This window comes from Bradyrhizobium sp. Ai1a-2 (assembly GCF_000426245.1).
Lineage (GTDB): Bacteria > Pseudomonadota > Alphaproteobacteria > Rhizobiales > Xanthobacteraceae > Bradyrhizobium.
On the sequence record NZ_AUEZ01000150.1, the window covers coordinates 1 to 7,479 of the forward strand.

Consider the following 7,479-nt stretch of genomic DNA (forward strand, 5'->3'; position numbering starts at 1 on the left):
CGTCGGCAACGGCGGCCGGCCGGGATCATCGTCGTAAATCTCGCCGAACCGCTCCTCCAGGAAGCCCCAATTTACCGTCCGAGCGAGCGTAACCAGCGGATGCTTCATGTCGATGATCTGATCGAGCCGGGAGCGGAACAGATCCTGCTCTCCCGTCTCGCTCCGTTCCCGCGGTCGCATCTCATCCCCTCGCCAAAGCAGTCAATGCCGAGTGAATCACAAATCAAGTTCGCAAGGAATCCCGCTCTACACGCTCGTTTCCCGGCAAATCCGATCGCCGCAAAACGCCGCTTCTGGATTCCAAATCAATGGCTTGGGATTTCTTCACGGTCGACTAGAAAGCTTGTCTCCCAACGCGCGCGGCACACTCGGCATTCATATCTTTGGCGTTCAAGGTGTCCGCGTGAGTTGGTGCTGCTTCAGAAGGCGCGCGGGAGGCGGAACACGTCGCTAAACACCCCGGTCCATGACCACGCTATTGAAGGATTTAAGGTCGACTTCTCCGCCTGCCGGGTGCTGTTGACGCGAGCGAAGTTCTGCATCGCCTTCGAGATGAGCTGCGGATAGGTCAGAAGAAAGTTTTGCGGCTGGGCATGCAGCAGCGCCGGCATAACCTTATACTTTTTCGCATGCTCGAAGGACTCATCCAGCATCTTCTTGTATAATGAAAGGCTGTCGGACTTCTTGAGATCGCCGCGCGACTTCACCAGGAAGATCGCTTCCGCGGCAATCCTCCCTGATTTCATCGCAACGTTGGCGCCTTCGCGAGCGATAGCATTCTTGGGCTGGGCAGCATCCCCGACCACCACCCAGCCCTTACCGTGGAGCCGCGGTATGGTGTTGTAACCGCCTTTGGGAATGAGATGCGCGGAATATTCCTCAATCTTCGAGCCGTCGATTAGCGGTACGACCGACGGGTGACGCTTGAAGCGGTCGAGTAGGCCGTAGGGCGTTTCGCGGGTGCGCTGGAGCTCGGAGACGAGGCAGCCAATACCGAGTGAGATGCACTCCTTGTTCACGTAGATGAAAGCTATGCCTGTCATAGCGCGCGAGATGGCTCCGGCGGCCTCGATCACAATGCCTTCGTCACCCCTGAGGTTGAAACGGTCTTCGATGGCCTTGCGCGGCAAGAAGTGCATTTCCGTCACCGCTAGCGCAACTTGGTCGGGGTTCGGTCTTTCGCGCAAGCGCGCACGCGTGCCGAGTAGGCCATTGACGCCCTCTGCGAGCACGACCACATCGGCTCGGATTATGCCATCCTGGCGGTCGGTACGTACACCAATGACGCGGCCACGACGGTTCTGTACTAGCTCCGTAACGGTGGTTTGGCACAAGACGGTGGCACCCGCCTCCCTTACCTTCGAGGAGAACCATTTGTCGAAGTGGGCGCGGATAATGGTGTAGCGATTCGGTCGCCCGTCGTTGAAATCGTCGAAATGATAGCGCAGTCCGATACGCGAGCAGTCATCCAGCATCCAGAACCGCTGCTCGACCAGATGACGCTCGAGCGGCGCGTCCACGCGAAAATCCGGGATCAGCTCGGCCAGCGCGTCCGCATGCATGACTGCACTGTGGACGTTCTTCGATCCGGAATATTCGCCGCGCTCGAGCTGCAGCACCTTTATGCCGCGCTTGGCCATGGTCAGCGCGGCCGCGTTGCCAGCCATTCCGGCGCCGACAACGATTGCATCGAACCTTTCTTCGATCACGGCTTTCTTCTCCGTTCAGTGGCGTACCGTTCGAATTCTTATCTTCTTGCGATCCAGTTGCGGGAATGCGGCGATTGCCGGGCATGTAATGCGGCTGTGAGCGCCGGCCATAAAACAGGTCGCGTCGGTGCCGATAGCGATGCGCGCGAATTCGAAAGGCGCGTTGTTGCCGACGATCAGGTCGGCGCCTTCGACCCCGACCCGATGCTGGCTCGCGCCGGAAAAAGACGGCAGCGATATGCGCCATCGGCTGGATGGTCTTCTGGTCCGCCCGATCTGCCGGTCGGACGAGAGGCGGCCCTTCTGTACGGACGGTCGCGCGTGCCATATGCGGCACTGAGCGCAGCGCCGAGCTTGCGACGCAGCTGAACAATCTACGCGGCGTCGTAATCCCAAACCGCCGAAAACGACATCGCCATAGGCGAGATTGGATTGAGCGAATTCACGGTCCGGTACAAAGGATAGCACCCTGGCGAGGATGCCGGCTTCGAGCAGATTCCGCGAATGGATGATGATAGGGCTGTTATCACGCGCGACTCGCTTCGGCATTGCCATCACGCGCGGGCGCATCGTAGCCATCTGTGGTCGATAGTTCATCGTATAGATCGTGCAGAGCAACGAACCGCCGCCGGAGGTCGGGTGTGTTGTCGCGAGCGAACCATCAGGGTTTCGCCGAGCTCCGCGCAATCGACGGTCCAGCCGGTAAGCAATGTGGTCCCAGATCGCGGCCGAGCGTCGTCGCCCGTAACAGCAGGATCTCCGGCCTGTGGGAGTTGACAGGGGTCGATCAGTGCCTTGCGCTGCTTCGGCAGCACATCGTCCATCCATGAGATGGACCAAGTCAGCGCAGTAGGAGGAAGGGAGCGGGGCATTGCGCATCCCCTCGCCGAGCCAGGTGGCGACATCGACCTTCAGGTTTTTCGCGAATTTACAATCGGCGCCCATCGGTTCCCAGACTCCCAAGACTCGGAATGTACCTCGCCGCGCGTCCGCTCGATGGGACCCCGACACGGTTGTAGCCCTTGAACTGCTCCGTCAGTTCCTTTTTGGCGGCGCAGCGCCCTTCCCCAGTCGACGCAGGACCTTTTATCTCAGTGCTCATCGCTAAAACTGCCTCAGATCAGAGGTCGCAGACCGCCAGGGCTGCAAGGTCGGCTTCAAGCTTGGGCTGGTGCTTGAACACAGCGTCAAGCAGCGCTTCCGCGGGCTGCTCGGCGGACTCTACCAATACAGCTTTCTCGGCGCGGGAAGATGGCGCGAAAACGCGCTTGACGACTGTCGGCGAGCCTCTGAGACCGCATTTCGAGATGTCTTCGACATGGGCGTCCTGCGCGCTCCATTTCACGATGGGCGCCCGGGCGGCACGCAAGGCATCCGTCATCGCGCCGCGGCGGATCTGGTTGGTCGCCTCCAGCATGGTGATGAGACACGGCAGTCTCGTGCGCAGCACCTGGACGCCACCTTCGGATCTCCGCTCCGCTTCAATCGTGCGTGCGGTGAAATCCAGCGCCCTAATCTTAGCGACGTAAGTGAGCTGCAGCACACTAAGCCGCTTCGCGATGCCTGGTCCAACCTGCGCCGTATCGCCATCGATGGTCTGCTTGCCCGTAAAGATGAGGTCGGGCGATCCGTATTCCTTGCCGATTTTGCGGATGGCAGTCGCCAGTGCGTAAGTCGTAGCTAAGGTGTCGGCGCCTGCGAAGCAGCGGTCGGTGAGCAGTACGGCGCGATCGGCGCCAAAGGTCAACGCCTTGCGTAAGGAGTCCTCGGCCGATGGCGGCCCCATTGTAAGGACGGTGATCTCGCCGCCAAATTTATCGCGCAGCTCGAGCGCCGCTTCCAGCGCAAACAGATCGTAGGGGTTGATGATGGTCGGCACCCCCTGGCGCATGATCGTGTTGGTCACGGGGTGCACGCGGATCTGCGCGGAGTCGGGCACCTGCTTGACGCAGACGACATTGTGCATGTGCTTCTCCAGACGTTGTGTGGACGCCGAAACACATAGCAAGTGTCGTACCATTGCAGCGATCTCAAAAACGGCGGCAATACAAGGATTTAGGCGAGTATCATGAGACACCCTCGGCTACCGTTCCCCAGCGCCAGAATTGGACATTTGTCGCAAATACGACAGCGCCGTCAACGTCACCTGATATGTCGTTGATCTTGATCAATAGAATCCGTAGGAGCGCGGCTTGAACCGGGATCCGCTTCGCTCGCCGCAATGCACACCGCCGACCACGCGGGAGCCGCATTCGGATCGTGATCGGGCCCAAGGTCCGCGCCGACCTACGAAGGCCGTGATGACCCAGTTATTCGTCTCGGTCGCCATGGTCGCGGCCCCTACATGTTGCCAGGCCGACAGCTCTTTCAGAAACGCTTAATCTCGATACCGTATTTCCTCAGGGCATAACCAATCTGACGCGGCGTCACTCCAAGCAGGCGCGCCGCCTTTGCCTGCACCCAGCCGGCCCTCTCCATGGCCGCGATAACACGCTCGCGATCGATCATGTTCGCCCCGCTGACGAGAGCTACTCCGGCAGGCGCAAACGGAGCCTGCTCGCTGCCGACGGGCGAGCCTGCAACCGTGACCGACGGAGCAGATTCGGCCGAGAATGTGGTCGGCTTAACGGGCACTTGCACAATTGGCCCCGGGTGCAGCGCTATCTCATCCGATGCGCTCCTCCACAGAACCGCGGACAGGCACTGGCCGTGGCAACAGGCAAAGTCGTCTCTGACAATCGATGGTCCCGGGGCGAGCGTGGCCGTCCGCTGCACGCAATTTTCGAGCTCGCGGACATTGCCCGGAAAACCGCAGTTCATCAGTACTTCTATTGCACTCCCATCGAAGGCCAGCGCACGGCCATTCTCGCCGTTGAAGTTCTTGAGAAACTCAGCGGCGAGGAGCGGAATATCACTGCGTCTTTCGCGCAATGGCGGCAGCAGCAAGGGAACCACGCTAATGCGATAATAGAGGTCGGTGCGGAACTCGTTCCTCGCCACCGCGTCTTCCAGGTTTTTATTCGTGGCGGCAATCACGCGAACGTCGACCTTAATGGTCTGGTTGCCGCCGACGCGTTCGAATTCCTGCTCCTGCAGCACCCGCAGCAGCTTTGCCTGAAACGAGGCCGAGATCTCGCCAATCTCGTCTAGAAACAGCGTCCCCTTGTCGGCGAGCTCGAACCGGCCCTTGCGCGCACTGAACGCGCTGGTGAAGGCCCCCTTCTCATGACCGAACAATTCGGATTCGAGCACTGTCTCAGGGAGCGCAGCGCAGTTGAGCTTTATGAACGGCCGCTTCGCGCGGGGCGACCGCTCGTGAATGGCCTTGGCGATCAGCTCCTTCCCGGTACCGGATTCGCCGCGTAGCAGAACCGTGCTATTTGATTTGGCTACTACCGCGATCTTCTCGAGCAGCGCCCGCAGCGCCGGACTGTCGCCAATGATACCCTCGACATTAATCTTCTTACGCTCTCGGGTCGGGTTCCTGAGCTCGGACAACTGCTTTTGCAGCCGGTCCTTCTCCACCATAAGTCGCTCGCGGTCGCACGCGAACAAGCGATGCAGCTTCACCGTCTGGCTGACCAAGTCGGCGATCATGGTAAGCAGCCGGACATCGTAATCAAGCCGGACACTCGACCTGTTGTCCAGGATGCGGTCGATGGTCAGCGTACCTACGACTTTTGCATCGATGCGAATAGGAACGCCGATGAACGACACCGGCACGTTGTCGGAGGCCCCGAGCACGTCAACGTCGGCGGCACTGAAGACCGAATGCGTCGCGACGTTCTCGGCGATGAGCGGGCTGTCCGTCGCCACGATGTGGTCGATTGCCTTTTGTGGCAGGCGCATCCGATAGCGCTCATCGCTGAGCTCGCCCAACCCGGCACCGACGGTAATGTCCGGCACGCCATCATCGTCGAAAAGCGAGATGATGGCGTGCCGCACCTGTACAAACGATTGCAGAAGATCGACGACATTGGCCAACGCGACTTCGAGGCGGCAGGGAGCGGTGAGTACCTTCGATACTTCGAAGATGCCGGTGAGCGCGTTCTCGTGCGACGGCACAATTGTGACCTCGTGGTCCGTATCGGACTTTGAGTTAGGCCTTTCGCGCACGGAAGCGATATGTAGCATGACGACGTCTCCGTTGTTGTGATCGTCCTCCCTGTCACCTTGTTCGGATTTGCGAGTGTTGTGTTGCAATGTCATCCTCGATCTCGCGCCCAATTTGACAGGATGACCGCAGGAGATAACGTACTTTCATGGCACGACAGTAAACACGACAGTAAAATTTTGGTGCCTTGATTTGCTTTTTCTCTTCGTGAGATCGCCGCGCGACTTTCCGATACGCACGCGAGTTCCATTGATGTAGCTCAAATCAGCTGCGATTTGACTATTCCCGGTGCGGCCGATCACAGGTGTTGGCCACCATTTATTGGCACTTCGGTGCCGGTGACATAACTCGCCGCATCCGAGCATAGGAAGAAGATGACTTTTGCGACTTCTTCGGGCGTGCCCACCCGCCGCAGCGGGATGTTTGTAACAAGACGCGCTTCGGTATCAGGTGACAAAATGTCCGTCTTGATCTCGCCGGGCGCGATCGCATTGACGCGAATGCCATGCGGCGCATAGTCGTGCGCCATTTCGCGCGTGAGACACGCGAGGGCCGCTTTCGATGTCGCATAGGCGCTGCCGGCAAACGGGTGCACCCGCGAGCCTGCGATTGATGTGACGTTGACAACCGATCCCGACGCGGCTTTCAGCTCGTAAAATAGGCCTTGCGCGAGCAGAATCGGTGCCACCAGATTAACGTGGAACACGCTCATCCAGGTCTCGATTGACGTCGTCAACGACGTAAGTCGTGTTCCGTTCGGCGTCTTCGGTGAAACGCCGGCGTTGTTGATCAATGCGTGCAACGGTGCGCCTGCGAGGCGCTCCTTGACCTCTGCGATCGCGCGCGGCAGCAGCCGATGGTTGCTCAGATCGGCCTGTACATGGTTGTCGGCCCCTGACTCCCAGGGACATCGCCCGCCATCGAACGCTTGGCGCGCGCAAGAGATGACGCGCCAACCCGCTTCCGAAAACAGCTTTCCGGTGGCGTGACCAATGCCACGCGAGGCCCCCGTCAGCACCAGCGTCTTCCGTTCTGACTGCTGAACGCGGGCTCTATCGGCGTGAAAGGGACAGCCCACATCAATCGCCGAGCGCGGACCGGCGACCGGATCGTCGTTTCGCAGATCGAGACCCAAATGCGCCTCCAATTCTGTTGTCACTGCCCGTTTTCCTTCGCGAGGGATTGCAGAGCAGGATTTGGGCCAGCTGCGATTCAATGTAACCTCGCTGGCGCAAATGTCGCTTTACAAACCGCTTGGCGGGTTTCAGACATGAGGCGCGTTTGCTTTCAGACAGAACTAGTGGCTCCGCACAGTGATTTTGACGGATTGGATTGAGGTGGTCAGATAAGTTCCGGCAGACACTTGGGATCGACGAGGACCTCGATACTGCGAGCTGTCCTTTGCTGCCTTTTAATGAGTCCAACTCGTTCCAGCGTCAGCACCATTTGATGAACCGAAGGCGGGCTGACGCGGAAATATTCCCTAATGTCGGCTTCTGCCGGAGGCCTGCGGTGCAGCTTCGTATAGAGGTGGATAAAAGCGAGGTATTGCCCCTGTTTGGTCGTGAAGGTTTTTGCCGAAGGACTCACGCCGGCCATCCGATTCAGTTGTTCGTGCCAGCCTCTCAGGGAGGCCAGCATGAATGTACGCTATCG

Annotated in this window: 6 protein-coding genes and 1 pseudogene; all 7 read right to left on the minus strand. The window is 59.3% G+C overall.

Features of this window, described 5'->3' with window-relative positions:
- Positions 1 to 180 (minus strand): annotated as a pseudogene (locus K288_RS48645) (IS5/IS1182 family transposase); the annotation flags it as partial.
- A 239-nt stretch (positions 181 to 419) separates the two neighbouring features.
- Positions 420 to 1,709 carry an FAD-dependent oxidoreductase gene (locus K288_RS0141580; RefSeq protein ID WP_027584665.1) on the minus strand — a complete coding sequence of 430 codons (1,290 nt, stop codon included), beginning with the start codon at positions 1,707 to 1,709 and terminating at the stop codon, positions 420 to 422.
- A gap of 15 nt (positions 1,710 to 1,724) precedes the next feature.
- Positions 1,725 to 2,306, minus strand: coding sequence for a hypothetical protein (locus K288_RS55280; RefSeq protein ID WP_244443463.1), 582 nt, complete (start codon positions 2,304 to 2,306; stop codon positions 1,725 to 1,727).
- Positions 2,307 to 2,829: 523 nt separating this feature from the next.
- A complete protein-coding gene (locus K288_RS0141590; RefSeq protein ID WP_027584666.1) occupies positions 2,830 to 3,675 on the minus strand; it encodes an electron transfer flavoprotein subunit beta/FixA family protein in 846 nt (281 codons plus the stop codon).
- Between the two features lie 401 nt (positions 3,676 to 4,076).
- Positions 4,077 to 5,843 carry a nif-specific transcriptional activator NifA gene (gene nifA, locus K288_RS0141595; protein ID WP_201449813.1) on the minus strand — a complete coding sequence of 589 codons (1,767 nt, stop codon included), beginning with the start codon at positions 5,841 to 5,843 and terminating at the stop codon, positions 4,077 to 4,079.
- 278 nt (positions 5,844 to 6,121) lie between these two features.
- Complete coding sequence (locus K288_RS0141600) at positions 6,122 to 6,958, minus strand: SDR family oxidoreductase (RefSeq protein ID WP_027584668.1); 837 nt, start codon at positions 6,956 to 6,958, stop codon at positions 6,122 to 6,124.
- A 206-nt stretch (positions 6,959 to 7,164) separates the two neighbouring features.
- Positions 7,165 to 7,422 carry a MarR family winged helix-turn-helix transcriptional regulator gene (locus tag K288_RS0141605; protein ID WP_027582977.1) on the minus strand — a complete coding sequence of 86 codons (258 nt, stop codon included), beginning with the start codon at positions 7,420 to 7,422 and terminating at the stop codon, positions 7,165 to 7,167.
- Positions 7,423 to 7,479 lie beyond the last annotated feature (57 nt).